Origin of the sequence: Vibrio sp. McD22-P3 (genome assembly GCF_021568915.1) — a bacterium.
GTDB classification, from domain to species: Bacteria; Pseudomonadota; Gammaproteobacteria; order Enterobacterales; family Vibrionaceae; genus Vibrio; species Vibrio mediterranei.
Map to the genome: position 1 here is coordinate 122,338 of NZ_JAKGTN010000012.1, position 23,937 is coordinate 146,274.

At 44.3% G+C, this 23,937-nt stretch carries 24 protein-coding genes; 6 read left to right on the top strand and 18 right to left on the bottom strand.

Annotation, left to right across the window (positions count from 1 at the left end; genetic code table 11):
- Positions 1–33 precede the first annotated feature (33 nt).
- Both L2W36_RS15510 and L2W36_RS15515 read left to right on the top strand, forming a co-directional pair.
- Positions 34–1,503, top strand: a complete 1,470-nt coding sequence (locus L2W36_RS15510; protein ID WP_062460373.1) for a sodium-dependent transporter — start codon at positions 34–36, stop codon at positions 1,501–1,503.
- A gap of 1 nt (position 1,504) precedes the next feature.
- Entirely contained in the window at positions 1,505–1,597 is a 93-nt protein-coding gene (locus L2W36_RS15515) for a MetS family NSS transporter small subunit (protein WP_006075081.1), read from the top strand.
- Between the two features lie 63 nt (positions 1,598–1,660).
- Here the strand turns inward: L2W36_RS15515 and L2W36_RS15520 are convergent, their stop codons facing one another.
- The 15 genes from L2W36_RS15520 to yceD form a co-directional block, all read right to left on the bottom strand.
- On the bottom strand, positions 1,661–2,206 hold the full coding sequence (locus tag L2W36_RS15520; RefSeq protein WP_051868304.1) for a hypothetical protein: 546 nt from the start codon (positions 2,204–2,206) through the stop codon (positions 1,661–1,663).
- Positions 2,207–2,415: 209 nt separating this feature from the next.
- Entirely contained in the window at positions 2,416–3,849 is a 1,434-nt protein-coding gene (gene ptsG / locus L2W36_RS15525; protein ID WP_062460377.1) for a PTS glucose transporter subunit IIBC, read from the bottom strand.
- 454 nt (positions 3,850–4,303) lie between these two features.
- Positions 4,304–5,071 carry a TatD family hydrolase gene (locus L2W36_RS15530; protein ID WP_236110512.1) on the bottom strand — a complete coding sequence of 256 codons (768 nt, stop codon included), beginning with the start codon at positions 5,069–5,071 and terminating at the stop codon, positions 4,304–4,306.
- A 91-nt stretch (positions 5,072–5,162) separates the two neighbouring features.
- Entirely contained in the window at positions 5,163–6,119 is a 957-nt protein-coding gene (gene holB / locus L2W36_RS15535; RefSeq protein WP_096441506.1) for a DNA polymerase III subunit delta', read from the bottom strand.
- A 3-nt stretch (positions 6,120–6,122) separates the two neighbouring features.
- On the bottom strand, positions 6,123–6,761 hold the full coding sequence (gene tmk / locus L2W36_RS15540; RefSeq protein ID WP_006075087.1) for a dTMP kinase: 639 nt from the start codon (positions 6,759–6,761) through the stop codon (positions 6,123–6,125).
- Positions 6,758–7,774 (bottom strand): endolytic transglycosylase MltG, encoded by a 1,017-nt coding sequence (gene mltG / locus L2W36_RS15545; RefSeq protein ID WP_198557553.1) that lies wholly within the window; start codon positions 7,772–7,774, stop codon positions 6,758–6,760. Before mltG ends, tmk begins: the two co-directional genes overlap by 4 nt.
- The gene (gene pabC / locus L2W36_RS15550) at positions 7,771–8,574 is read right to left on the bottom strand and encodes an aminodeoxychorismate lyase (RefSeq protein WP_124940874.1); all 804 of its coding nucleotides are present in this window, start codon (positions 8,572–8,574) and stop codon (positions 7,771–7,773) included. Before pabC ends, mltG begins: the two co-directional genes overlap by 4 nt.
- Before the next feature lie 81 nt (positions 8,575–8,655).
- Entirely contained in the window at positions 8,656–9,897 is a 1,242-nt protein-coding gene (gene fabF, locus L2W36_RS15555; protein WP_006075090.1) for a beta-ketoacyl-ACP synthase II, read from the bottom strand.
- 94 nt (positions 9,898–9,991) lie between these two features.
- Positions 9,992–10,225: an acyl carrier protein gene (gene acpP, locus L2W36_RS15560; protein ID WP_004406112.1), complete on the bottom strand. Its 234-nt coding sequence runs from the start codon at positions 10,223–10,225 to the stop codon at positions 9,992–9,994.
- Positions 10,226–10,387: 162 nt separating this feature from the next.
- Positions 10,388–11,122, bottom strand: a complete 735-nt coding sequence (fabG, locus tag L2W36_RS15565; protein ID WP_038230175.1) for a 3-oxoacyl-ACP reductase FabG — start codon at positions 11,120–11,122, stop codon at positions 10,388–10,390.
- Between the two features lie 16 nt (positions 11,123–11,138).
- Positions 11,139–12,062 (bottom strand): ACP S-malonyltransferase, encoded by a 924-nt coding sequence (fabD, locus tag L2W36_RS15570; RefSeq protein ID WP_124940872.1) that lies wholly within the window; start codon positions 12,060–12,062, stop codon positions 11,139–11,141.
- Positions 12,063–12,118: 56 nt separating this feature from the next.
- Positions 12,119–13,069 (bottom strand): beta-ketoacyl-ACP synthase III, encoded by a 951-nt coding sequence (locus tag L2W36_RS15575; protein WP_124940871.1) that lies wholly within the window; start codon positions 13,067–13,069, stop codon positions 12,119–12,121.
- Between the two features lie 5 nt (positions 13,070–13,074).
- Positions 13,075–14,100: a phosphate acyltransferase PlsX gene (gene plsX, locus L2W36_RS15580; protein WP_031493498.1), complete on the bottom strand. Its 1,026-nt coding sequence runs from the start codon at positions 14,098–14,100 to the stop codon at positions 13,075–13,077.
- A gap of 9 nt (positions 14,101–14,109) precedes the next feature.
- Positions 14,110–14,280 carry a 50S ribosomal protein L32 gene (gene rpmF / locus L2W36_RS15585; RefSeq protein ID WP_031493499.1) on the bottom strand — a complete coding sequence of 57 codons (171 nt, stop codon included), beginning with the start codon at positions 14,278–14,280 and terminating at the stop codon, positions 14,110–14,112.
- Between the two features lie 43 nt (positions 14,281–14,323).
- Positions 14,324–14,851: a 23S rRNA accumulation protein YceD gene (gene yceD / locus L2W36_RS15590; RefSeq protein ID WP_031493500.1), complete on the bottom strand. Its 528-nt coding sequence runs from the start codon at positions 14,849–14,851 to the stop codon at positions 14,324–14,326.
- A 135-nt stretch (positions 14,852–14,986) separates the two neighbouring features.
- Here yceD and L2W36_RS15595 point away from each other — a divergent pair, with 135 nt between their 5' ends.
- Positions 14,987–15,571 (top strand): Maf family protein, encoded by a 585-nt coding sequence (locus L2W36_RS15595; RefSeq protein WP_236110513.1) that lies wholly within the window; start codon positions 14,987–14,989, stop codon positions 15,569–15,571.
- Between the two features lie 57 nt (positions 15,572–15,628).
- Here L2W36_RS15595 and rluC read toward each other — a convergent pair whose 3' ends face one another.
- Positions 15,629–16,576 (bottom strand): 23S rRNA pseudouridine(955/2504/2580) synthase RluC, encoded by a 948-nt coding sequence (gene rluC / locus L2W36_RS15600; protein WP_236110514.1) that lies wholly within the window; start codon positions 16,574–16,576, stop codon positions 15,629–15,631.
- 617 nt (positions 16,577–17,193) lie between these two features.
- Here rluC and rne point away from each other — a divergent pair.
- On the top strand, positions 17,194–20,157 hold the full coding sequence (gene rne / locus L2W36_RS15605; RefSeq protein ID WP_236110516.1) for a ribonuclease E: 2,964 nt from the start codon (positions 17,194–17,196) through the stop codon (positions 20,155–20,157).
- Between the two features lie 327 nt (positions 20,158–20,484).
- Complete coding sequence (locus L2W36_RS15610; protein ID WP_006075502.1) at positions 20,485–22,044, top strand: SulP family inorganic anion transporter; 1,560 nt, start codon at positions 20,485–20,487, stop codon at positions 22,042–22,044.
- A gap of 36 nt (positions 22,045–22,080) precedes the next feature.
- On the opposite strand, the gene L2W36_RS15615 is transcribed toward L2W36_RS15610, so the two are convergent.
- A complete protein-coding gene (locus L2W36_RS15615; protein WP_006075503.1) occupies positions 22,081–22,365 on the bottom strand; it encodes a YeaC family protein in 285 nt (94 codons plus the stop codon).
- A gap of 142 nt (positions 22,366–22,507) precedes the next feature.
- Here L2W36_RS15615 and L2W36_RS15620 point away from each other — a divergent pair, with 142 nt between their 5' ends.
- Positions 22,508–23,323, top strand: a complete 816-nt coding sequence (locus L2W36_RS15620) for a DUF2989 domain-containing protein (protein WP_124940867.1) — start codon at positions 22,508–22,510, stop codon at positions 23,321–23,323.
- A gap of 83 nt (positions 23,324–23,406) precedes the next feature.
- Here the strand turns inward: L2W36_RS15620 and msrB are convergent, their stop codons facing one another.
- Complete coding sequence (gene msrB / locus L2W36_RS15625) at positions 23,407–23,808, bottom strand: peptide-methionine (R)-S-oxide reductase MsrB (RefSeq protein WP_268980757.1); 402 nt, start codon at positions 23,806–23,808, stop codon at positions 23,407–23,409.
- Positions 23,809–23,937: the final 129 nt, after the last annotated feature.

A 23,937-nucleotide genomic window follows, 5' to 3' on the forward strand; every position in this document is an offset into this window, starting at 1 on the left:
GCCATGTAGAAGATTCACTAAAAGGAGTTAATTATGAAACGTGAACAGTGGGGATCTCGAGCGGGATTCATACTTGCAGCGGTAGGTTCAGCCATTGGGCTTGGTAATATCTGGCGTTTCCCTTATATGGCTTATGAAAATGGCGGTGGCGCGTTCTTTATTCCCTATTTGTTCGCCATGATTACCGCCGGTATCCCCTTTATGATCTTAGAGTTCAGTATGGGTCAAAAGTATCGCGGCTCTGCGCCAGCAACCTTGGCTAAAATCAACAGCAAGTTTGAATGGCTAGGTTGGTTTCAGGTGGGTGTCGCCGCGACCATCGCCGTTTACTATGTGGCGGTTATTGGATGGGCTATTTCATACTTCGGTATGTCTTTCACGCAGAGTTGGGGAACCGATACCAATGCATTTTTCTTCAGTGAATACTTGCAGCTTGGTGACAACTCTCCGAGTAACCTTGGTGATATTCAATGGAAAATAGCAGGGTCGATGCTTATCGCTTGGGCCATTACATATGCGGCAATTGCAGGAGGCGTTAAATCTGGTATTGAGCGCGCAGCGAAAATCATGATGCCAGTACTGTTTGTCATGGTATTACTGCTGATTGGTCGTATGATTTTCCTTCCAGGCGCACTGGATGGCGTCAACTATATGTTTGAACCTGACTTCAGCAAGATTTGGGATGTAAAAGTTTGGGCAGCCGCCTATGGGCAGATCTTCTTCACGTTGAGCATTGGCTTTGCCATCATGCTCGCCTACTCCAGTTACTTACCCGAGAAGTCAGATATCACCAATAATGCGTTTATGACCGTCCTTATTAACTGCGGCTTCTCAATCCTAGCAGGTATCATGATTTTCTCTGTTTTAGGCTATATGGCGCAAGAACAAGGTAAACCTTTGACTGAAGTCGTTACCGCAGGGGTTGGTCTTGCATTTGTAACTTTACCAGCAGCGATTAACTTACTACCAGCTCCATATATCCTAGGGCCACTTTTCTTCTTTGCACTTGTCATTGCAGGTTTAAGCTCACACATTTCTATTATGGAAGCAGTGACATCTGCCGTCATCGACAAGCTAAAGTGGCGTAGAAATAAAGCGGCAAGCGTTATCTGTGGTGCAGGCTTAGTTATCTCTATGGCCTTCGCCACTAATGGAGGTCTACTACTGCTTGACCTTGTCGACCATTTCGCAAATAACGTTGGTATCGTAGCAAGCTGCCTAATCGAAATTATCCTTATGGCTTGGTTGCTGAAAATTGCTGATGTACGAGACTATGTCAATCAAATATCTGACTTCACTATTGGTACTTGGTTCGACGTATGTCTTCGATTCATTACTCCTGTCATCCTAGCAATTATCGTCGCCACGAAGTTTAAGACTCTCTTTACCGAAGGCTACGGTGGTTACGACCAATCGGATCTGCTTTTGTTAGGATGGGGACTTATGGGGCTACTCGTTGTGGTCGGAATTGTGATTAATTTAACCAGTAAGAAAGAGGCTTAGTATGACAGTCAGCGCAATCTTTATGATGGTTTTAGGGCTTGGTATCACATGGGGTGGTGCATCCTACTGCATTAAGAAAGCCATGGATAAATAACCCAAAATTTCTTTTTAAACAAAAATGCCAGCATCTAAATGCTGGCATTTTTTTATGTTCAATTTAGAAGCTGTATCTAACACCGATACCCGCCCCAATACCTAACTTCAAATCACTATTATCAAACATCAGATTTGGAGTTAATTGAGCGTAAGCGTCCCAACTCCGTGCAAAAGGGAGCTCTACGCCAAGTGCCACGCGCGGTCCAAACTTATCAGAACGTTGAATTTGACCACCGACGCCAGCAAACCAGCTAAAAGGTACGTCTCCACCAAATTGTCCACGACTAAAGATATAGTCAGCAGCAACGCCATCGTTACCTACGGCAAAGTTAACGGTATTATTGATTTGACCAACAATACTTAATCCTTGGTCAAACCCCATCCCAATTTTGAAGCCCGAGTTCCCGCCGCTACTGCGAGATGAGCTTCTAGGCTGGTTAGATTTTTGACTGCTTTGTGCAGGCTTACTTGCCGCAGGAGCCGCAGTTTGGTTTTCTTCAACAATTTGCCATTGCTCTTCGCCGCCAGCAGTGTTGCTTGCAAATGTTGCGAATGACGAAATGGTAGCCATGGCGAATACCACTACCAAAGGAAATTTAATTTTCATAGGTTTGCTCTCTGATTGATCATGCCTGCTCTTCTGTTTAACTGAGAGCTTGTGTCTTCTGGCATGTAAGTTGGAATAACGGCATTCTAGAGAGGCAAGTTGTCCGAATGTCATGACGAGGAAAACAGAGAGCAAGAATTTCCACTCCATACGATCAAAAAAAAAGGGAAGCAAATGCTTCCCTTTTCAATTGTTATTGAACGTGTTGATTAGCCGTGGTTACGAATCCACTCGTCCATATCTGTTTTCAGGTTATCTGACTTAGTACCGAAGATAGCTTGAACACCACCAGATACTACAACCACACCTGCTGCACCAAGTTGCTTAAGCTTGTCTTGGTCGACGATTTCAGTGTCAGCTACCGCTACACGTAGACGAGTAATACATGCGTCTAAGCCTGTGATGTTAGCTTTACCACCGAATGCCGCAACTAGTTCACCAGCCATTTCGTTACCAGAAACTGCTGCAGTTGCATCTTCAGACTCGTCTTCACGACCTGGAGTCTTAAGGTCCATTGCAGTGATAACGGTACGGAATACAAAGTAGTAGATTGCCGCGTAAACTAGACCAACACCAATCATCAGACCCATCTTCTGAGCGTGGCCAGAAAGAACTAGGAAGTCGATTAGACCGTGTGAGAATGAAGTACCATGCACAAAGCCTAGAGTGTTAGCAACAACGTATGCAGAGCCAGCTAGTAGAGCGTGGATTGCATATAGTACTGGAGCAACGAATAGGAATGAGAATTCGATTGGCTCAGTAATACCTGTTAGGAACGATGTTAGTGCTGCAGAAGCCATGATACCCATAACTTTTGCGCGGTTCTCAGGTTTAGCACAGTGTGCAATAGCGATTGCAGCAGCTGGTAGACCGAACATCTTGAACATGTAACCACCCGCTAGCTGACCGAAGCCATTACCAGCAGCACGAGATGCTTCGTCTGCAACTAGGTAACAAGTTAGTACGCCGTTTTGAGTTTCGCCCGCTGCGTTTACACAAGTACCTGCTTCGAAGAAGAATGGTACGTTCCAAACGTGGTGTAGACCGAATGGAATTAGAGAACGCTCAACAACACCGTAGATACCAAATGCTAGTTGTGGGTTTTGCTCAGCAGCCCAGTGAGAGAATGCACCGATTGCAGAACCGATTGGTGGCCATACGATAGACAGTACGATACCTAGTGCAATTGCAGTGAAACCAGTGATGATTGGCACAGCACGCTTACCAGCGAAGAAGCCAAGGTATTCTGGAAGCTGAATTTTGAAGAAACGGTTGAATGCCCAAGCAGCCACACCACCGACAAGGATACCACCTAGTACACCTGTATCGATTTTTTCAACACCCATTACGCCAGCCATAACGCTTAACGTAGCAGTCATGATGCCGTAACCAACGATTGCAGCAAGACCTGCAACACCATCGTTATTAGTGAAGCCTAATGCAACACCCACAGCGAATAGAAGAGCCATTTGGCCGAATACTGAACCACCAGCTTGTTCCATTAGATTAGAAACAACATCTGGGATGAAGCCAAGGTTGGCAGCACCTACCCCAAGTAGAATACCTGCAACTGGTAGTACTGACACTGGTAGCATCAGAGACTTACCAACTTTTTGCAGGTTAGCAAAAAGGTTCTTAAACATGTTTATGCTCCTGATAAAGTTATTAGTTTATGGGCTCTAACGGCACACCCCCGTAGCCTTAAATGTTAGCACCCATAGAAAATGTAACCACGAATTGAATTATATTTTCTGCCTCTAAATATATATTGATGCTCCTCATGGTTTCTACACACTTACGAAATTTAGTTTCAAAACTACGTTTGGATCACAGTTCATCGGCCAAAATGTAATGCTTTACAATTAAAATAAGTCATTGTTTTTATTAATATTAATATTGTCATCAATTAATTTTACGCAGTGAATAAAATACACTCCTAAGTTATTTTACGTAACATAATTACAGTTTGTGCAGCCTCACTACTTTTTCCTCAACAGATTTGGTGAACATTAACTTTTTTTGACTTTTTCAATTTTAGAAAACAAAAAAGACGCAATGTGCGCCTTTTTTAATCATTCTTAGTGGTAAACTTATTTTTTATCGCAAAAATAGATTGTGGTAGTTTTGGGTTGTTTTTTCACCGACTTCTTTAAGTGAAACCCCTTTTAACTGTGCTATGTATGCTGCAACTTCAACTACATAAGCCGGATGATTCTCTTTCCCTCGATGAGGAACTGGAGCTAGGTAAGGCGAATCCGTTTCAATAAGTAATCGCTCTAAAGGTAGCTGTTTTACCACCTCTTTAAGCTCTTTGGCTTGTCTAAAAGTGACAATTCCAGAGATAGAGATGTAGAAGCCTAACTCCATCGCTGCTTGAGCAAATGGCAAATCTTCTGTAAAACAATGTATGACACCACCACACTTGTCAGCTGAACCATTTTTCAGAATAGCTAAAGTGTCTTCACGTGCGTTTCTAGTATGAATAATCAGAGGCTTATTAACCTCAACCGCTACCTCGACCTGTTGCTCAAATCGGGTTTTCTGAAGGGCGGCTGTTTCCGGTTGATAGTGGTAATCCAGCCCTGTTTCACCAATAGCCACCACTCGGTTATGTGAGGCATATTGCTTAAACAGCTCAAGAGAAAAGTCACTCTCAACGTCTAATGGATGGACGCCACATGACGCCATAACCTCTGAATACGGTTCGATTAACTCCAACATCTTTGGAAAGGAACCTAATGTCACACCAACTGATAACAACTTCTCGACATTCGCTGCTTTCGCTTTCTGAATAACATCTTGAATGTCCAAATGGACATCGTTATAGTCGAGTTTGTCTAGGTGGCAGTGGGAATCTACAAACATAATTTTCTAACTTAAATTTGATAATGATTAACAAGCTTTCGCATTAGCCAACGCCGTTCAAAGTAATATAACGCAATGACCAATTCTAGACTTAGTTCAACCCATAAAGCCAATCAGCCACGAGTAATTCAATGTTAAGGCCAGGGAAGGAACGTAATTGCTCACTCAGCGCCTGCAGCGACTGAGCATGCGTATATAGGCTTTCGTAACTGTACACTTCAGCAATTTGACTCGCTTCAGGTAAAGAGGTCTGAATATCAATACCTAAGGAAGATTTTTGAGCACAGCTAAGAAGTAACCATAACCAATTGAGCTGGGTAGAAAGCTCGCTACTATTCTTCGTTAACGTTGTAATAAATTCATTCGTATCTAAACCATCACTACGAATAAAACCGATGAAGGCTCCAATTAACGCTTGATACTCTTTGTCTTGTCCCGACTCTACAAACTGACGCGTCGAAATAGGTTCAAAATGGCAAAGTAGTGCCGAATGACGAGGAACGGACTTTCCTATCTCTTGGCTAACCCAGTCAATACACATTTGTTCGGAAGGCGATGAAACATGCCAAACTTCACAACGACTTCTGATCGTTGGCAGCAATAACTTGGTGTTCTCAGTCGACAAAATAAATAAACATTGCGCCGGAGGCTCTTCGAGTGTTTTTAACAGCGCATTAGCGGCCGAGGCATTCATACGATCGGCTTGAGGAATAACAATAACTCGATAGTGACCAAACTGAGAAGACTCTAATGCCCACTTGTTTGCTTGTCGTATCTGCTCAACGGATAATGATTTCTTATCTTTCTCGGGAAGCACATAGTGAACATCAGGATGTCCACTAGCCTTAAGTAGATCGCAACAATGACAGAAACCGCAAGGTTCAGACTTGTCGTTTTGACACATCAACCCTGCAACGTATCGTTCAATCATTGACTCCGGAGCTAAGCCTACCTTAGCTTGAATCAACATCGCTCCGGGCACGTGCTGTCGTTCAAGGTTATCCTTAAGCTTCGACCAAGTTGGTACTAACCATGGATAGACTTGCATAGATTACCCTTTTTGCTTTGCTAACCAAGTACGCACAGCTTGCTGGATCGAATGCTGTACGTCTTCAATCTTCTGGCTTGCGTCAATAATGGCAACTGACTCATCATTATTCGCCATTTCAAGATAGCGCTCACGGGTACGCTCAAAGAAACTAATGTCCATTTTTTCGATTCGGTCGAGTTCACCTCGTCCACGTGCACGCTCAAGACCTAGACGTGGGTCGATGTCCAGATACAAAGTAAAATCGGGCTTGAATTCACCAATGGCAATATGCTTTAGGGAAGTCATCACAGCCTGGTCAATTTCACGACCACCGCCTTGGTATGCTTGTGAAGACATGTCATGTCTATCACCAATTACCCAAGCACCTTTTGCTAACGCCGGCTTGATCACTGTCTCAACCAACTGAATACGTGATGCATACATCAACAGTAACTCAGCGCGGTCTTGCAACGGCTCGCCTTCGTGTTCTTCTTTGACCAAGGCTCGCATTTTTTCTGCTAGGACAGTCCCTCCAGGTTCGCGTGTATTAACGATGTCCTGAATGCCAGCTGCATCCAACTCAGCTCGCAACGTACTGATCGCAGTGCTTTTCCCTGCACCTTCTAGTCCTTCAATAACGATAAATTTTGCTTGGCTCATTTTTTACTTCTTAATTGTCTTAAGTATTGTTGGACCGCTCTATTGTGGTCTCGTAGATTTTTAGAAAATACATGTCCACCTGTACCGCTCGCAACAAAGTACAAGTAATTACTATCTTCTGGATTTACTGCAGCTAAGATAGACGCTTTGCCTGGCATAGCAATTGGCGTAGGTGGCAAGCCATTGATGACGTAAGTGTTATATGGCGTTGCTTCTCGGAGGTCTTTCTTTCTAATATTGCCATCATAACGATCGCCCATTCCGTAAATAACGGTAGGATCGGTTTGAAGTCGCATACGCTTATTGAGTCGATTCACGAAGACGGACGCCACTCGCTCTCTTTCTGATGGTACCGACGTTTCTTTTTCAATGATTGAAGCGAGTATTAGCGCCTCATAGCTATTCTTTAGGGGTAATTTTTCTTGTCGAGCGTCCCAACTCTGCTCTAGGATAACACTCAGCTTTCGATGAGCACGCTTCAAGATGTCTAAATCGCTATCACCAACAGAATAATGATAGGTCTCAGCGAGAAAAAGCCCTTCTAGCTTTTCACGTTCAATACCCAATTGCTGCGCAATTTCAGCTTCTGTTAACGTATCAGTCTTATGCTCAAGATATTCTGCTTGTTTGAACTGCTCTCGCCACTCTTTGAAAGTAGACCCTTCGATAAAAGTGATAGCGAGTTGATATTCTTTGCCATCAATGATCGCGTTGAGTGCTTGCTCAAAAGTCATCCCAGGTAGGACTTCGAAGGTACCCACTTTTATTTGAGTCAAGTTCGGGTGAAAACGACGAACAAGAGATGCAAACTGAGTAGGCTTAATCCACTGGTCGTCTACAAATGTTGAGATGACCGTATTGAGATTATTACCACGCTCCACGGTAACAAGATGTGGTTGTTCAATATTCAACGGCTGAGCAATAAATTCGTTTACACTCTGTTTAATATATAAAAAGCCACCTAAAGCAATTGCTCCTAACACAACCACTGCAAACAAAAACTTCTTTATCACTGACCTAACTTCTCCTGAATACGTCTTGTCATATTTCCAATAGGGAATTGAGCATCCTGAATTTTGGTTACGGGTGCAACCCCTAAAATACAATTGCTAACGAATATCTCATCTGCGGACATCAATGTGTTGAGCTTAAACGAGTCGATTAAGATTGGTAGCTCGTCTTGATTTGCAACTCGTAAAACTTCTTCACGCATAACACCTTCTACTCCGGCCATATCAAGACTTGGCGTGTGAAGCACACCATCCCTAAACCAAAAGATATTCGCCATCGTGGTTTCGATTACGTTACCGTTAATATCCAATACGATTCCGTCGAGACGGCCACTACGTTCAACTTCTTCCTTTGCAAGGATTTGCTCCAGACGATTGTTATGCTTTAATCCCGCCAGCAACGGGTTTAACCCCAATACGATATCGCAAAGTGACAGTTCAAGACCGACCTGACGTAATTCGCTATAACCAACAGGGAAATCGAACTGACTTAGAGTAATCAAGGGGCCTCGATTTACACTAGGGCTATAACCTCGCCCTCCTTCACCACGGCTTACATGTATTTTGATGCCGGCCAGTGCTTTGCGTGACACAACTCGCTCAAGTTCAACCTTCATCTGCTGCCAATCTACGGGTGCCATCTTCAGACGCAGTAGAGCCCGTTCCATTCGCTTCACATGCTGATCCCACAACTGCAGTTTGCCTGACTTAGTCAGAATCGTTGTAAAGCAACCGTCACCATATTGAAAACTTCTGTCCGTAACTGAAACATGGTCGACTTGATTTCCATCACGCCAAAACATAGTTCGTCCTTTAAAAACAAAACGGCTTAATGCTAAGCATCAAGCCGTTTGAATACAAGTGTCTTGTACGATTACCGCGGGTTACATCTTTTTGAAAATCAATGAACCGTTAGTACCGCCAAATCCAAATGAGTTACAAAGTGCATATTCCATGTCAACTTTGCGTGCAGTATGTGGAACTAGGTCTACATCGCACTCAGGGTCTGGATTATCTAGGTTAATCGTTGGTGGGACAATTTGATCTACCAAAGACATTATAGTGATGATCGCTTCCGCTGAACCAGCTGCGCCTAGCAAGTGGCCTGTCATCGATTTTGTCGATGATACTAGCACTTTTTTCGCACCTTCTTCGCCAAGAGCACGTTTAATGCCTTTGATCTCAGCAACGTCACCAGCTGGTGTTGAGGTACCGTGAGCGTTCACATAACCGATTTGTTCACCAGTAATGCCTGCATCACGAAGTGCAGCTTCCATAGCCAAAGCGCCACCAGAACCATCTTCACTTGGTGAAGTCATATGGTAAGCGTCGCCACTCATACCAAAACCAACAAGCTCGGCATAAATTTTCGCACCACGTGCTTTAGCATGCTCATACTCTTCAAGAACGATCATGCCTGCACCGTCACCCAATACGAAGCCATCGCGGTCAACATCCCAAGGACGTGACGCTTTTTGTGGTTCATCGTTACGAGTAGATAGCGCTTTAGCTGCACCAAAGCCTGCCATACCAAGTGGAGTTGAAGCTTTTTCTGCACCACCAGCTACCATTGCTTCAGCGTCACCATATGCAATCATACGTGCAGCATGACCGATATTGTGAAGGCCAGTCGTACATGCAGTAGAGATTGCGATGTTAGGACCACGAAGACCAGCAAGAATAGAAAGTTGGCCAGCAACCATGTTTACGATAGTCGAAGGTACAAAGAAAGGGCTTACACGACGAGGGCCTTTAGTTACCAACGCTTGATGTCCCGCTTCGATTAGGTCAAGACCACCAATACCAGAACCAATAGCTACACCGACACGGTGTTGGTTTTCTGGTGTGACTTCTAGACCAGAGTCTTTGAGAGCGTGCATGCCTGCTACGATGCCGTATTGGATAAACAAATCCATTTTCTTAGCATCTTTTTTAGACACGTATTCACTACCATCAAAGTCTTTTACTAAGCCAGCGAAACGAGTTGAAAAATCGGTTGTATCGAAATGTTCAATATTTACGATACCACTCTTACCCTCCAAAAGGGCTTTCCATGAAGATTCTACGGTGTTGCCTACCGGTGACAACATACCCATGCCAGTGACAACAACACGACGCTTGGACACGATTTTATTCTCCGGGATATTTGTGATTCTATTTGAAAGGATAGAAGACGTTTAAAAAAACACAGGCGGCCAGAAGGCCGCCTGGAAAGAGATATTACTGAGCGCTGTTTACGTAGTCGATAGCAGCTTGAACAGTAGTGATCTTCTCAGCTTCTTCATCAGGAATCTCAGTGTCGAATTCCTCTTCTAGAGCCATTACTAGCTCAACTGTATCTAGAGAATCTGCACCTAGATCGTCAACGAAAGAAGCTTCGTTTTTAACTTCTGCTTCGTCTACACCTAGCTGTTCAACAATGATTTTCTTTACGCGTTCTTCGATGTTGCTCATTTTTCTTTTCCTTTACAGATTTCGCTTTATGCGATGTTTCCGTAGTTTATTCGAACTATTGAAAGTTGCAAGGGGGTCCTTGCTGGTCAAACCACAATTTTAGCGAATTTAACCGAAATTCAGCACATTTTTGACTTAAATCATGCACAAATGTTGCACAGATCAAACCATGTACATGCCACCATTTACGTGAAGTGTCTCACCTGTGATGTATGCCGCTTCTGGCGATGCAAGGAATGCAACAGCAGATGCAATTTCACGAGGGTCACCTAAACGACCAGCAGGTACGTTGGCTAGTGTAGCAGCTCGTTGCTCATCATTCAGTGCTTTTGTCATATCTGTTTCGATAAAACCTGGTGCAACTGTGTTCACGGTCACACCGCGAGATGCAACTTCACGTGCCATTGACTTAGTAAAACCAATTACGCCTGCTTTCGCTGCCGCGTAGTTCGTTTGACCTGCGTTACCCATAGTACCAACAACAGAACCTACGTTGATGATGCGACCTTGACGCTTCTTCATCATACCGCGTAGTACTGCTTTAGACAGACGGAAGATAGACGTTAGGTTAGTGTCCATGATATCTGTCCACTCGTCGTCCTTCATACGCATAAGAAGGTTGTCGCGTGTGATACCAGCGTTGTTTACAAGAATGTCGATCGCACCAAAATCAGCGTTGATCTGCTTTAGTACTGCTTCGATTGAGTCGGTATCTGTCACGTTTAGTGCCAAACCTTTACCATTCTCACCTAAATACTCGCTGATCGCCGCAGCACCACTTTCAGATGTTGCTGTACCGATTACTGTTGCACCGCGCTCTACCAATAGCTCAGCAATTGAGCGACCGATACCACGGCTAGCACCTGTTACTAAGGCAATTTTGCCTTCAAGGTTCATCATTATCGCGTTCCTTTTATTTTACCGCTTCAAGTGACGCAGCATCGTTAACTGCTGCAGCACTCAATGTCTTAACGATTCGCTTCGTTAGACCTGTTAGTACTTTACCAGGACCAAGTTCCAGCAATTTCTCTACGCCTTGTTCGCTCATTTTCTCAACACCTTCAGTCCAACGAACTGGGCTGTAAAGTTGACGAACTAATGCATCTTTGATTTTCGCAGGGTCAGTTTCAGCGGCAACATCAACATTGTTAATCACTGATATTTCTGGCGTATTAAATTCAAGCGCGTCTAGAGCAACTGCGAGTTTATCGGCAGCAGGCTTCATCAGTGCGCAGTGAGATGGTACTGACACAGGTAAAGGCAGAGCACGCTTTGCACCTGCTTCTTTACAAAGTGCACCAGCACGTTCTACTGCCGCTTTATTACCGGCGATAACTACTTGACCTGGAGAATTAAAGTTAACTGGAGAAACAACTTCACCTTGAGCAGCTTCTTCGCAAGCCTTCGCAATAGACTCATCATCAAGACCGATGATTGCATACATTGCACCAACACCTGCTGGTACTGCTTCTTGCATTAATTGACCACGAAGCTCAACCAATTTGATCGCTTCTTTAAAATCGATTACACCAGCACAAACTAATGCAGAGTACTCACCAAGACTGTGACCTGCCAAAAGAGCTGGCTGTTCTAGTCCTTGCTCCTGCCATACACGCCAAATAGCAACTGAAGAGGCTAACAATGCTGGCTGTGTACGGTGAGTTTGGTTTAGATCTTCAGCAGGGCCATTCTGAACAAGTGCCCATAAGTCATAACCTAGCGCTTCGGATGCTTCAGCAAATGTTGCTTTAACCACATTATATTGCTCGCCCAGTTCTGCAAGCATTCCAACTGTTTGTGAACCCTGACCAGGGAACACGATTGCAAAATTACTCATCGTTATTTCCTTAAACAACGCAATCTAAATTAGTATTGGTTTGGATTTTGCTGGGATTAGAAGCGAACAAGCGCCGATCCCCAAGTAAATCCACCACCAAAGGCTTCTAGCAACAGGTTTTGTCCACGTTTAATGCGACCATCGCGTACTGCTTCATCTAGTGCAGTAGGAACTGTTGCCGCAGAAGTATTACCGTGACGATCAAGGGTAACCACCACTTGATCCATCGACATACCAAGCTTTTTAGCTGTTGCTGAAATAATTCGATAGTTCGCTTGATGTGGAACTAGCCAGTCTAGTTCTGACTTATCCATATCATTTGCCGCTAATGTGTCTTTGACCAGTTTTGACAATTGTGTCACCGCAACCTTAAAGACTTCATTGCCTGACATATTTAGCCATTTATCAAGTTCACCACCGCGTACTGGCATCTCAAGACTTAACAAGTCTCCAAATCGACCATCAGCGTATAGGTGAGTAGAAATAATGCCAGGTTCTTCGCTAGCACCCAGTACGACTGCGCCTGCAGCGTCGCCGAACAGAATAATAGTAGAACGATCAATATCTTCAACTGTCTTCGATAAGCAATCAGAACCGATAACTAAAACATTTTTAGCCATACCAGAACGAATATGCTGATCGGCGACTGACAGTGCATAAACGAAACCAGTACATGCTGCCGCCATATCAAATGCGGGACAACCTTTAATACCAAGTTTTGCTTGAACTTGACATGCGGATGATGGGAAAGCATGGCTACTGCTGGTCGTTGCTACGATAATGAGATCAATGTCATCTTTATCGATACCAGCCATTTCGATAGCTTTTACCGAAGCTTCGTAGCCCATATCTGCAACAGTTTCGTCTTCTGCGGCAATTCGTCGCTCTTTGATACCTGTGCGAGTTACGATCCATTCATCTGTCGTATCTACCATTTTCTCTAGATCCGCGTTAGTACGAACCTGAGATGGCAGGTAGCTGCCTGTACCTAAAATTTTGCTATACATGAAGACTAATACTGCCTCTCGAGTAACACTGCTTCTAGACGATCGCTGATTTGGTTCGGGACTTGGCGTTTAACCTCGTGAACCGCTTCGCCTATTGCATGAACAAGTGCTGAAATATCAGCACTTCCGTGGCTTTTTATGACAATGCCGCGCAATCCTAACAAACTTGCCCCGTTATACTGGTCGGGGTTCAGTGTTTTCACCTCAGTTATGAGATCGGAAAACAATATTCTTGCTATCCATCCTTTCCATGTAGAGGCGGTTAGTTTTGCTTTTAGTTTATCTAAAATGAGTTGAGCCGTTCCTTCGCACGCTTTCAATGCTGTGTTTCCAACAAATCCATCGCAAACAACAACATCGGCAGCGTCGTGTAACAACTCGTTACCTTCGACGAAACCAATATAGTTTATAGATTGCGTTTGGGTAAGCATTTCAGCGCAACGTTTCACAAGATCGTTGCCTTTTATTTCTTCAGCGCCAATGTTTAGAATGGCAACTTTTGGTTTTCTGCCCAAATGCTGTTCTGCTAGTGCACTGCCCATGACCGCAAACTGAAAGAGAGAATCTGCATCGACCGATGCATTGGCACCTAAGTCGAGCATCCATGTTTTGCTGCCCGATACAGTCGGTAACGCAGTGACTAAAGCAGGCCTATCAATACCTGGTAATAGTTTCAGTCTGAAGCGAGATAACGCCATTAATGCGCCAGTATTACCACTGCTTACGCAAGCATCAGCGTTTTCTGACTCAACGAGATCAATCGCAATACGCATTGAGGTATCGTGACTGTTTCTAAGCGCAAAGGAAGGCTTTTCTGAATTCGAGATGACTCGGTCACTATGCATTACCTCTAAACGGGTACTGCGTTGGTAACCTAGTTGATTGAGTTGTGTATTTATCGACGGTTCGTCGCCGACAAGAACCACTTTTAGCTCTGGGAAAAGCGACAGTGCCTGCACGGCGGCAGGCACTGTTACGGAAGGACCGAAATCCCCGCCCATTGCATCAAGTGCAACGGTTATATTATGCAAAGGTCAACCTTACTTGTTGATAACCTTTTTGCCACGGTAGTAACCGTCAGCAGTCACATTGTGACGTAGGTGAGTTTCACCTGAAGTTGCGTCTACAGATAGTGCAGCTGAAGTTAGCGCATCATGTGAACGACGCATGCCACGCATAGAACGTGACTTCTTGCTTTTTTGTACGGCCATGGACCCTACTCCTATGTTAGTAATTTAAACGTCAGTAACTGTGTTACTCACGCTTTAAGCTCTTTAAAACATCAAATGGATTTGGCTTATCTTCTGGAACCTCTTCCGGAATATCTCCAAAAACCATGTTGTTTGAGTCAACGCTACAATCTGCTATATCGTGCATTGCAACTTGAGGCAGGTTTAAGATGAACTCGTCTTCAACTAATTGTATGAGATCGACCTCACCGTACTCATTAAGATCTACCAAATCGTAATCTTCCGGTGCATCCTCTTCACTTTTCTCACTATAGTAAGGAGTGTAAGTGAATTGGACTTCACACAGGTGTGTGAAAATCTCATTACAACGCTGACATTCCAAATCAACTTCGATGTTAGCTTTACCAGAGATAACAACGAGTCGCTGTTCATCATGCCCAAAGGACAATGTCACTTCAGCATCGCGTTTTACGCTACTAACTGACTCGCTCAGACGCTTAAAAAGACTTACTTGGATGATGCCATCAAAGTCCAATCTTTTCTGTGCTGTCTTACCCGGGTCAACAGTTCGCGGTATTTTTACCTTTTGCATAGGGCGCGAATATTATCTTCCAAAACGGATTTAGTCAAAGAAAAAGGCTAAAAAGTTGTACTTTTTTTGCCTACAGATTAAGAATCTAACATTATGTCTAGAATCTGCAATTATGATAAGAAAAACTGTCCCAAAATGAAAACAATTCGACTCATTTTAGCCTCAACGTCTCCGTACCGTGCGGAGCTTCTATCCAAATTAAGTATCGACTTTGAAGCCATTGCCCCAAACGTTGAAGAAACTGCACAAGAGGACGAAACGGCAACAGAGCTTGTTCAGCGGCTTGCATTGGAAAAAGCGAGTGCGTTAAAGAACGAAAAAGACGCCGTCATTATCGGCAGCGATCAAGTTTGCGTCATCGATGGCAATATCATCGGCAAACCGTTGACTCGCAGCAATGCGATACACCAGCTCCAACAGCAAAGTGGAAAAACTGTTCGATTCTATACTGGACTGGCAGTCTACAACACCAAGACTCAGCAATCGGAGTCCGTTGTTGATACCTTTGATGTGACGTTTCGAAAGTTAACGACCATCCAAATCGAGCGTTATGTCGATATGGAACAACCACTATACTGTGCCGGAAGTTTTAAGAGCGAAGGGCTCGGTATCACGTTATTTAGTCAACTCAATGGTAAAGATCCAAATACTTTAGTCGGACTACCTCTCATTGACCTTGTCACTCTATTAGCGAAACAAGGCATTTCTCCTCTAGCTTAAAGACAAAAACGGAGTGTATCTGGATCGAAGCACTCCGTTTTAGTTACAGCTGTCAAGCTACACGCCTGCTTTTAGTTTTTTAATCGCTTGCTGCAACTTTGGTTCCATCTCAGCATGTATTTCCATTTTTTCATCATTCGCTGGGTGCGTGAAGACAATGTTTGCAGCATGCAGGAACAAACGGTCTAGACCCACTTTCGCTGTATAAGCATCAAATCGGCGATCACCATAGCGATCATCCCATGCTATCGGATGGCCCGAGTACTGTGTATGGACTCGAATTTGATGAGTACGCCCAGTAATTGGGCTTGCTTGAATCAGCGTTGCCTGCTCAAACGACTCCAGTACCTTGAAGCGAGTTTCTGAAGGTTTGCCATTAGGGTTAACCCTAACAATACTATTGACTTCATTCTTTAGCAGCGGCGCTTTTACTACTCGACAACTAGGCTTCCATTTCCCCATTACCAGGGCAAAGTAATACTTCTGTACCGTTTTCTCACGAAACTGAGCTTGCAAATGACGCAAAGCAGATCGCTTCTTCGCAACTAAAAGAATACCTGAAGTATCGCGATCTATACGGTGAACTAATTCTAAGAAGCGTGCTTGTGGCCGTAATGCTCTTAGAGCTTCAATCGCACCAAACTTCAAACCACTACCACCATGAACCGCTATCCCAGATGGCTTGTTTAAGATGAGCATGTGGTCGTCTTCATAGATAATTTGTGACTCAAGCTCTGCCACTTTATTCAATTTTGTGCTGATTGGTGCTTCTTCTTGCTTCTCTTCTATTGTAACAGGAGGTATACGTACGCTATCCCCTGCTTGAAGCTTGTATTCCGCTTTGACACGCTTTTTGTTTACACGTACCTCACCCTTGCGCACGATTCGGTACACAACACTCTTAGGAATGTTTTTCAATTGGTTGCGCAAAAAGTTATCGATGCGCTGACCAGCCATATCGTCGTCAATATCGACAAATTGGACTTTAGTTCTAATTTCACTCATTTCGCTATTATAACATTCAAAGCTGCAAGAAAATAACGCTTTCTATTGGTAATTTTGTCGATGAGATAGTGGAAAAACCATCAACAACACGCTCTTAGCCATTGTCTGAACAAGCTGTGGATAGAAATCAACCAGTTTGAACCAGCTTTTACGCGCCCTGAGATATTATTGCTTAAAATCAGCACATTAAACGTACATTGCCTAGGCATAATCAGAATTTTTTCTGTGGTTTATACTAAAGCTGATTGCTGATAATTCGCTGCGCTGCTATAGTTCACAGCTGCAATAGGTAATTAAAATCGATTTATGATTTGTCGATATTATCTTTGAGCAATTTTAACTATGAGTAGAACGCTTAGTTTTGAGACGCAGCAACTGGCATAAGACGTTGATCGCTAAGACTTCCTTGTCACCTACTCACGTAATCGTGTTGAGTATCACCGCCACATATGCGGAGCACACAGCGAAAGTTCTGTGTGAAGACTGTAGTGCCCAAGAGCATCCCTTCCAGCCGGGAGGCTGCATTTTACAAAGCCATGGGATCCGGCACCACGACTTACGAAAACTGTGACAAGAGCAATGATGAAAACAAAGAAAATACAACGAGAATTTCTGTAATGAAAAGAATGTTAATCAACGCAACTCAAAAAGAAGAGTTGCGTGTCGCTTTGGTCGATGGCCAGCGACTATTCGATCTTGATATCGAAAGTCCAGGTCACGAATCTAAAAAAGCGAATATCTACAAAGGACGTATCACTCGAGTTGAGCCTAGCCTAGAGGCCGCTTTTGTTGACTACGGTGCCGAACGCCACGGTTTCCTCCCTCTCAAAGAAATTGCACGCGAATACTTCCCTGAAGGCTACACCTACCAAGGTCGCCCAAGCATCAAAGATGTCTTGAGCGAAGGCCAAGAAGTGATCGTGCAAGTTGAGAAAGAAGAACGCGGTAGCAAAGGTGCTGCATTGACAACCTTCATTTCTCTAGCAGGTAGCTACTTAGTACTAATGCCTAACAACCCTCGCGCTGGCGGTATTTCTCGCCGCATTGAAGGTGAAGAGCGTACAGAACTAAAAGCCGCGCTGAGCACTCTAGAACTACCACAAGGTATGGGCCTAATCGTTCGTACTGCGGGCGTAGGCAAAAGTGCCGAAGAGCTTGAGTGGGATTTGCGTTTCCTCCTAAACAACTGGGAAAACATTAAGGGTGCAGCAGACCAAAACCCTGCTCCGTTCTTAATCCATCAAGAAAGTAACGTTATCGTTCGTGCACTTCGTGACTACCTACGTCGCGATATCGGCGAGATCTTGATTGATAGCAACACCATCTACGAGCGTGCTCGCCAGCACATTCAATTGGTTCGCCCAGACTTTGTGAACCGAGTGAAGAAATACGAAGGTGAAGTACCGCTATTTAGTCACTATCAGATTGAAAGCCAGATCGAGTCAGCGTTCCAGCGAGAAGTGAGGCTTCCATCTGGTGGATCTATCGTTATTGACCCAACTGAAGCACTTACTTCTATCGATATCAACTCTGCCCGCGCTACCAAAGGCAGCGATATCGAAGAAACTGCACTGAATACTAACCTTGAAGCAGCAGATGAAATTGCTCGTCAGCTGCGTCTTCGCGACCTAGGTGGCTTAGTTGTTATCGACTTTATTGATATGACTCCTGTACGTCACCAACGTGAGGTTGAGAACCGTCTGCGCGAGGCAGTACGAATTGATCGTGCCCGTGTCCAAATAGGTCGTATTTCTCGTTTTGGTCTACTAGAAATGTCTCGTCAACGCTTGAGCCCATCTTTGGCTGAAGCAAGTCATCACATTTGCCCGCGTTGTACTGGTACTGGTGTGGTGCGTGATAACGAGTCATTAGCGCTATCAGTACTTCGTCTCATCGAAGAAGAAGCCTTAAAAGACAACACGTCTCAAGCTCTTGCCATCGTGCCAGTGCCAATTGCTTCTTACCTACTAAACGAAAAGCGTCGCTCCATTAACCACATTGAGCGCGTACAAGAAGTTAAGATCACTATTGTTCCTGATTCTGATATGGAAACGCCTCATTTTGAGGTAATTCGTGTTCGTGAAGGTGAGGAACAAGACCTGTTGTCATACTTGCTACCTAAAAAGCTAGAAGCACTCAAAGAGGCTGAAGCTAAGGAAGCCGAAGTCGAAGCTAAGCCGCGTAAGATTGAGCAACCTGCACTGCAAGGTTTTGCGACACCTACTCAAAACGCCCCGACTCCAGCGCCTAAGCCTAGTAAGCCTGCCAAGGTAGAAGTGAAAAAAGAAGAGAAGCAGCCTAGTCTGATTTCTCGCATCCTTTCTGCTATTGGTTCACTTTTCTCTTCAAATGAAGAGCCTAAGAAAGAACCAGAGAAGAAAGAAGAAGCACCTAAGAATCGCAACGGAAGACAGCGTCGTAATCGAAACAACGACCAACGTCGCCGTAATAGTAAAGATTCTCGCGATAATGATCGTAACAAGAATCGCCGTAACAAACCTGCTCGTGACGAAGAGAAAGAGTCTAAAGACAATACTCAAGAATCGCGCAAACAGCAGAATCGTCGCGGTAAGCAGCAAGACCGTCGTAATAAAAAACGCGATGAAGAAAGCGGCAAATCAAAAGTAGAAGAGCAAGGTCAACAAATCGCAGCTGATGTTCAAGCTGAGAAAAAAGCACCTCGTTCTGAAGAAAAAGCGGCGAAAGTTAAAGAGCGCCGTCAGCGTCGTAAGCTTTCTAAGCAAGTACGCGTAAAAGATCAAAAAGCACAACAAGAAGAGCAAGCGACTCAGGTTGCGTCTGTTGAGACAGCTCAAACTGCGGTAGAAAAGCCTCACGCACCTGAAGCGGCAACAGAAGCTCCAGCGAAAGAGGAAGGCAAACAACGTCGTAACCGTCGTTCTCCTCGTCACTTACGTGCAAGTGGTCAACGTCGTCGTCGTGGTCGCGATCGTCGCCCTAACCCATTCCGCCTACGCAAGGGTGGTGTAGCTTCTCCTGAAATGGCAATGGGTAAAGTAATGCCGAGCTATGGCATTGTGAAACCTAAGGCGAAAGCGAAACCTGAAGCGGAAGTTAAAGAGCTAGTCACAACCACAGGTGTTGCTATGCCGGAGATGGCAATGGGTAAGGTTATCGTAATGCGTAAGCCAGAAGCTATTGAAGCACCTGTTGTAACAGAACCAAAGGTTGAGCAAACGGTCGTTGAAGCTGTAGTTGAGCCAGTTCAAGTTGTTGCAGAACCAGTTGCAGAAGTTGCAACAGCAATCGTTGAGCCAGCTACAGAAGCCGTTGTTGAAACCGAGCCTATGGTTGAAATCTCAGTAGCTGAAAATGCAGTGGTTGAAGAGCAACCTACTATCGTGGAACCTACCCCAGTAACCCCTGTTGTAGAGAAAGCGGTTGTTAGCTTCAAAGGCCACGCGAGTGCACCAATGGCTAAAGCTGAGGGCAAGCAAGAACTTGGTGAAATTATCATCAACGCTGCGCCTGTTAAAGCTGAGCGCTACCAACAGAAAGGTGCGGGCAGCCAAGTTGCCACTAACTCTGCGTCAGCAGTAATGACCAAACCTAACTACTAATACGTAGAAAGGAAAACTTTAAAAGGCTGCGAATATCGCAGCCTTTTTGATTATTAGGGAATCGTTGGCGAAAATCGTAGGCATAAAGATGCCACTTAGTATCGAAACACTTTCTTTCAATATTGAAGTTTTGTTCACATTTCGGTAGCATGCCGAGCTTTGATTATTTCATCAACAATGCGCCATATCTATGTCATATAGAAAATGGATAATGACGACGAATCATTTTCACCTATGCTATTCATATAGTAATTCTACACTTTGAACGTCTCAATTTGCGCTGGATGAAATCCATATAAATCCAACAACATAAGTAAGCAAAATTACATGTTTGAATTTCCACAGTTTTCCAAGCACTCGGTAAAAAACGATGTTCTATCCGGCCTTACAGTTGCATTGGCATTAGTGCCTGAAGCGGTTGCTTTTGCGTTCGTTGCCGGTGTTGACCCAATGGTTGGCCTATACGCCGCCTTTATCGTCGGTTTAGTCACTTCTATCTTCGGTGGCCGTCCGGGCATGATCTCTGGCGCTACAGGCGCAATGGCTGTAGTAATGGTCAGCCTGGTAGCGACTCACGGAGTACAATATCTCTTTGCCGCTATTATGCTTGCAGGCCTGTTACAAATCAGTGCAGGTTTATTTAAATTGGGGAAATTCATTCGCATGGTACCCCACCCTGTTATGATCGGCTTCGTTAACGGCCTTGCGATCGTTATCTTCTTAGCACAGCTTGGACAATTTAAAGCCCCTGACCTTTCAGGTGCCTTAACTTGGCTACCCCAAGATCAAATGATGCTGATGCTTGGATTAGTTGCGTTGACTATGGGTATTATTCACTTTCTACCTAAACTAACTACCGCTGTTCCATCATCGTTAGTTGCTATCGTGACTGTTACCTTATTGGTTCAGGGTCTTGGTTTGGATACACGCACTGTTGTCGATTTTCTGCGCTCTATGTCAGGTGATATGAACGCAACGTTGGCGGGCTCTCTACCAGAGTTCTCCATCCCAGCGGTTCCATTGACGCTTGAAACCCTACAGATCATTCTGCCATACGCTATTATTTTGGCGGCAATCGGCTTAATCGAGTCACTATTAACACTGACCGTACTTGATGAAATGACCAATACACGTGGTCAATCTAACCGTGAATGTGTAGGTCAAGGTCTAGCAAACGTAACCTGTTCGGTGTTTGGCGCGATGGGTGGCTGTGCCATGATCGGCCAGTCAATGATCAACGTGAACTCTGGTGGTCGTGGCCGCTTGTCAGGTATCGTTGCAGCCGTTGCACTACTAATGTTTATTCTTTTTGCAGCAGCACTTATCGAAATGATTCCGTTAGCCGCACTAGTAGGCGTAATGTTTATGGTTGTGATTGGGACGTTCGAATGGGCGACCTTTAAGCTTGCACGCCGTGTACCTAAACAAGATTTCTTTGTCATTGTGCTGGTTACGGTAGTTACCGTTCTTACTGACCTTGCTGTAGCGGTTGCTGTGGGTGTTGTAGTCTCTGCGCTTATGTTCGCTTGGGAACACGCGAAACACATCTACGCAAGTAGCAGCGTTAATGCTGAAGGCTCTAAAGAGTACCAAGTTAACGGACCTATCTTCTTCGGCTCTGCTGCGAACTTCCTAGAGTTGTTTGATGCTAAGAACGACCCAGCCGATGTCATCGTTGATTTTGCCAACTCGCGCGTTACAGACCACTCAGCTATAGAAGCTATCGAGACGTTAGCGGAACGTTATGCAGCAGTGGGTAAAACGCTTCACTTGAGACACTTAAGTCCTGACTGCCGCGCACTGTTACAAAAGGCGGGCAGCTTAGTCGAAATCAATGTGAAAGAAGATCCGAGCTACAAAGTTGCAACTGACGTACTTGCTGGATAACAGAAAGCAAAATAAAAAGGGGCTCATCGCCCCTTTTTATTCGTTGCTCACTTTAACTCTCATTATGTCTTGCTGTTCTCCACTGAACTGTTTTTTTAGCTCTGCTTTGCTTTTGAAGCTAATTTCACCCCCTGCGGCGACCGACATATGCTGAGGGTCTACGTTATGCTTCGATTGATAAAGCATTACCGCTTGCATACAAGAGTCTCTCTGATCTTGAGATAATCTACTACCTTCTGGCCAGCGACCAGTTTCAGTGGCATACAGAAGTCTCTCATAAACATCCGGAGTCATGGCTTCTAAGAGTTGTTCTACGTCCATAATGAACCTTCTTTTTGCTTGAACTTTCAGACCTGCTAAATTTCGGTTCTGAGAGGTTAATTCGTTACTCGAACCATAACGTGATGATACACTGAGTCAAGTTGAGTGCGACAAATCAGTGTAATTGATCACAAGTAGTAGAATGAAATTACCTTATCTCCTATCCGCCTTAGTAGCCACTTCACTTTTATCCGGCTGTTTTGAAACTCGCAAGAACACAGATCAGCTCTGCGAAAGCGAGCCCAGTTTGAACTGTTCTTCATTAAACATAAACGATGGTCAATGCCGAATCGCGAGAACAGACCTTATTTGGCATCGCTATGAGATGCTTGACGACCCTAGTGAAAAGAATCAAGTCAAAGACTATCACCTGCTCAAGGAATATCGAAAGTGTCTAGAGTTAGCATCGCAAATTCAGCCAATTGAACAGGCCGACCTCAAAACAAAAAGATTTAATGCTCTAATGTATTCGATAGAAGAACAAGAACGAATCACTCGAGATTTAGCGAGCTCTACTTCGCCAGAAACGCTCTATTTTCTATGGAGCGAAACGGGAAGCCAAGCAGCAAAACGTCGCTTTTTAGCCATGGAAAATACCGGCGTACTTGACACCTCTTCCATGCAATATGCTCTCGCCACCTATTATATTTCACGGGATAAGCAAAAAACCTATCAACTATTAAATCGGTCTCTAGAGCTTTCGGCAGGTGGAAAATACGTCAACAAAGAAGTGATTAAGTCTTTAGCAAGCGTGACTCAAAACCTAGACCTCCCAAAGCAATCCTATCTTTGGGCGATGGTTGGCAAAGAGTTTGACGTCCCCATCGCTTCAGACAACGAACTTAGATTGCTTTTTGGGTTAGCAGAAGAAGACTATCGCTCTCTCAACGAGCAAGCAAAAACTGTCGCGAAAGCCATTGATAACGGAAGCTATACGAGAGACTTGGTGCTTCAATAGTTTACTAAATTATTGAAAATAAAAACGGGCTCCACAAAGGCGCCCGTTTTTATCTCTACAAAATGAAAGAATGGTACATAGAATCAGTCAGATACATCACTACTTTCACTTTTGTTGAAAATTAACGACACAGAATTGACACAATACCTTTGCCCCGTTGTTTTAGGACCATCTTCAAAAACATGGCCTAAATGGCTATCACATGCCTTACATCTAATCTCTATTCGCTGCATACCATGACTTAGATCTTCTAAAAATCGAATGGCTTCTTGATCGACCGGTGCATCAAAACTAGGCCATCCACAGCCTGAATCATACTTGCTTTCAGAATGAAAAAGTGGCGCTGCACAGCAAGTACATTGGTATAAGCCAGTATCACGGTTGTGTAGTAGAGTACCACTAAAAGGCGCTTCAGTACCCTGCTGTCGGCACACACGGTACTGTTCATCATTTAGGGTCTCACGCCAGTAATCATCGGGCTTCATCGCGTTTTTATTTTCACCACTCACGACCTTTACACTCCCTTTTTTATTGTCTACATTTTATACACGCTATATATCATACGTATAGCAAACTTGGTTGTAGCACATTGTTGTCAATTTCCAACCAAGCTG

What these genes read in the sequence shown, in the direction of transcription:
- tmk (WP_006075087.1), bottom strand. Translation starts at nt 6,761, where the DNA reads ATGAGCCAAGCAAAATTTATCGTTATTGAAGGACTAGAAGGTGCAGGG.
- ptsG (WP_062460377.1), bottom strand. Translation starts at nt 3,849, where the DNA reads ATGTTTAAGAACCTTTTTGCTAACCTGCAAAAAGTTGGTAAGTCTCTG.
- rne (WP_236110516.1), top strand. Translation starts at nt 17,194, where the DNA reads ATGAAAAGAATGTTAATCAACGCAACTCAAAAAGAAGAGTTGCGTGTC.
- L2W36_RS15510 (WP_062460373.1), top strand. Translation starts at nt 34, where the DNA reads ATGAAACGTGAACAGTGGGGATCTCGAGCGGGATTCATACTTGCAGCG.
- fabD (WP_124940872.1), bottom strand. Translation starts at nt 12,062, where the DNA reads ATGAGTAATTTTGCAATCGTGTTCCCTGGTCAGGGTTCACAAACAGTT.
- holB (WP_096441506.1), bottom strand. Translation starts at nt 6,119, where the DNA reads ATGCAAGTCTATCCATGGTTAGTACCAACTTGGTCGAAGCTTAAGGAT.
- msrB (WP_268980757.1), bottom strand. Translation starts at nt 23,808, where the DNA reads ATGAAGCCCGATGATTACTGGCGTGAGACCCTAAATGATGAACAGTAC.
- fabG (WP_038230175.1), bottom strand. Translation starts at nt 11,122, where the DNA reads ATGAACCTTGAAGGCAAAATTGCCTTAGTAACAGGTGCTAGCCGTGGT.
- L2W36_RS15620 (WP_124940867.1), top strand. Translation starts at nt 22,508, where the DNA reads ATGAAATTACCTTATCTCCTATCCGCCTTAGTAGCCACTTCACTTTTA.
- L2W36_RS15520 (WP_051868304.1), bottom strand. Translation starts at nt 2,206, where the DNA reads ATGAAAATTAAATTTCCTTTGGTAGTGGTATTCGCCATGGCTACCATT.
- L2W36_RS15595 (WP_236110513.1), top strand. Translation starts at nt 14,987, where the DNA reads ATGAAAACAATTCGACTCATTTTAGCCTCAACGTCTCCGTACCGTGCG.
- yceD (WP_031493500.1), bottom strand. Translation starts at nt 14,851, where the DNA reads ATGCAAAAGGTAAAAATACCGCGAACTGTTGACCCGGGTAAGACAGCA.
- L2W36_RS15610 (WP_006075502.1), top strand. Translation starts at nt 20,485, where the DNA reads ATGTTTGAATTTCCACAGTTTTCCAAGCACTCGGTAAAAAACGATGTT.
- L2W36_RS15615 (WP_006075503.1), bottom strand. Translation starts at nt 22,365, where the DNA reads ATGGACGTAGAACAACTCTTAGAAGCCATGACTCCGGATGTTTATGAG.
- L2W36_RS15575 (WP_124940871.1), bottom strand. Translation starts at nt 13,069, where the DNA reads ATGTATAGCAAAATTTTAGGTACAGGCAGCTACCTGCCATCTCAGGTT.
- pabC (WP_124940874.1), bottom strand. Translation starts at nt 8,574, where the DNA reads ATGTTTTGGCGTGATGGAAATCAAGTCGACCATGTTTCAGTTACGGAC.
- rpmF (WP_031493499.1), bottom strand. Translation starts at nt 14,280, where the DNA reads ATGGCCGTACAAAAAAGCAAGAAGTCACGTTCTATGCGTGGCATGCGT.
- acpP (WP_004406112.1), bottom strand. Translation starts at nt 10,225, where the DNA reads ATGAGCAACATCGAAGAACGCGTAAAGAAAATCATTGTTGAACAGCTA.
- rluC (WP_236110514.1), bottom strand. Translation starts at nt 16,576, where the DNA reads ATGAGTGAAATTAGAACTAAAGTCCAATTTGTCGATATTGACGACGAT.
- L2W36_RS15530 (WP_236110512.1), bottom strand. Translation starts at nt 5,071, where the DNA reads ATGTTTGTAGATTCCCACTGCCACCTAGACAAACTCGACTATAACGAT.
- L2W36_RS15515 (WP_006075081.1), top strand. Translation starts at nt 1,505, where the DNA reads ATGACAGTCAGCGCAATCTTTATGATGGTTTTAGGGCTTGGTATCACA.